The 1,874-nt window shown below is 63.1% G+C and carries 3 protein-coding genes; all 3 read left to right on the top strand.

Features of this window, described 5'->3' with window-relative positions:
• Positions 1–188: 188 nt before the first annotated feature.
• Positions 189–1,424 (top strand): dienelactone hydrolase family protein, encoded by a 1,236-nt coding sequence (locus AYR66_RS10620; RefSeq protein ID WP_234814874.1) that lies wholly within the window; start codon positions 189–191, stop codon positions 1,422–1,424.
• Between the two features lies 1 nt (position 1,425).
• Positions 1,426–1,647, top strand: a complete 222-nt coding sequence (locus tag AYR66_RS10615; RefSeq protein WP_088707464.1) for a hypothetical protein — start codon at positions 1,426–1,428, stop codon at positions 1,645–1,647.
• A gap of 38 nt (positions 1,648–1,685) precedes the next feature.
• Positions 1,686–1,874, top strand: a 189-nt coding sequence (locus AYR66_RS28845; protein WP_206047138.1) for a DNA-3-methyladenine glycosylase I, incomplete at its 3' end; no start/stop codon positions are given.

Here is a 1,874-nt window from a genome sequence, read left to right as displayed (position 1 = left end):
CGAAAAGCCTTGCCCTGCCACAAAACTTCCGAAAAAAAACGTCCCGAGTTGCCTAAACGCGTATTGAGTTGCGGAAACGCGCTCTTTAGAATGGGCAACATTGTGCTGGATCAATTTGATTGATGAAGCGCAATACGGCGGTCCGCCCCGCGGACCGATGTGTTTGCAATTCGACGTGTATCGGATGTATGAAGTATCCCCTAATACAGAAGCGTGACGCGAAGAAAAGCCGGACCATCTCCGCTGTCCTCGGCGTCATCGCTTTCGTCTCCAGTCTGTTCGCCGGCTCCGCGCCCGCGGTCGCGGTGTCGCTCGACGCGGCCATGAACGAACAGGTCGTCATGGTTCCCGCGGCTTTCGGCGGACAGTCCGTCGAACTCGAAACCACCATTTTCCGTCCGCCGGGCGAAGGCCCGTTCCCCGTCGTCGTGATGAACCACGGCAAGGCACTGGGCAACCCGCGCAACCAGAACCGCGACCGCTTCGTCGTGCTCAGCCGCGAATTCGTCAAGCGCGGCTATGCCGTCGTGATCCCGATGCGCAAGGGCTTTTCCAAGTCCAGCGGCGACTACATCGACCGCGGCTGCGACATGACCGGCCACGGCATCTCGCAGGCGGATGACTTGCAGAGTACGCTCGATTACCTGCACACGCAACGCTGGGCCGATGCCGAGCACGTGATCGTTGCCGGCCAGTCCTACGGCGGCCTGACCGCGATGGCCTTCGGTACCCGCCACTATCCGGGCGTGAAGGGCCTGATCAACTTCGCCGGCGGCCTCAAGATGCACGGCGGCGACTGCCGCTGGCAGCAATCTCTGGTGCAGGCCTTCGCCAGCTATGGCGCGAAATCGACGCTGCCGAGCATCTGGTTTTATGGCGAAAACGACAACCATTTCGGCCCGGACCTGGCCGCGCGCATGCATAACGCGTATGTGCAGGCCGGCGGCCATGCGAAGCTGGTTGCCTACGGCGCCTTCAAGAAAGATGCGCACGGCATGAGCGGCAGCCGCGACGGCGTGAAGATCTGGTGGCCCGAGACCGAGAAGTTCCTGAAGGAGCTCGGCATGCCTACCGAGACGCTGTACGCGCTGGACAATGAAATCAAGGTGCCCAAGAACGAGTTCGCGTCCATCGACAATATCGAGGCCATTCCTTACCTGAAGGGCAGCGCCCGCGACCAGTACCGTGTCTTCCTTGGCAAGTCCGTGCCGCGCGCCTTCGCGGTGTCGCCGACCGGCGCCTGGAGCTGGGCCGAGGACGGCGACGACCCGGTCGAGCAGGCGCTGCAGGATTGCCAGAAGAACAGCGCCCAGCCCTGCCGCCTGTATGCAGTGGACGACCATGTGGTGTGGACCGACGAGTCGCGTCCGACGACTGCGGCCGCCCCGGCCAGCCCTGCCACCTCTGCGCTCACCGGTCCCTGACATGGACAAGCAGCCGAACTTCCTGACGCGCTTCGCGAAAGCCTATTCCGGCCCGCTCGCGGGCGTCGTCCTCGCGGCGCTCTCCGCCTGGATGATCGTCACCGGCCTCAAGGGCCTCGCCGGATTCGAGGTCAATGCGCACAGCGCGATGGCCGACCTCGGCGGCATCGCGATCGTCATCGGCGTCGCGCGCTGGATCAAGCTGAAATACGGCGTCAAATAGGCATAGAATCTGCGCATTCCCAACTTGCGCAGATGACCATGCCGACCCGCTGCTCCTGGGCCAACCCGGCCAACCCCCGTTACCTTGCCTACCACGATGAAGAATGGGGCGTGCCCTGCCGTGATGAGGTACGCCTGTTCGAAATGCTCAACCTTGAAGGCGCGCAGGCCGGACTGAGCTGGGAAACGGTGCTCAACAAGCGCGACAGCTACGGGGCGGCGTTCGAC

Origin of the sequence: Noviherbaspirillum denitrificans (assembly GCF_002211445.1) — a bacterium.
GTDB classification, from domain to species: Bacteria; Pseudomonadota; Gammaproteobacteria; order Burkholderiales; family Burkholderiaceae_D; genus Noviherbaspirillum; species Noviherbaspirillum denitrificans.
This window is presented reverse-complemented; position numbering and strand designations above follow the sequence as displayed.

Coding starts and splice junctions, on each gene's coding strand:
- AYR66_RS10620 (WP_234814874.1), top strand. CDS start 189: ATGAAGTATCCCCTAATACAGAAGCGTGACGCGAAGAAAAGCCGGACC.
- AYR66_RS10615 (WP_088707464.1), top strand. CDS start 1,426: ATGGACAAGCAGCCGAACTTCCTGACGCGCTTCGCGAAAGCCTATTCC.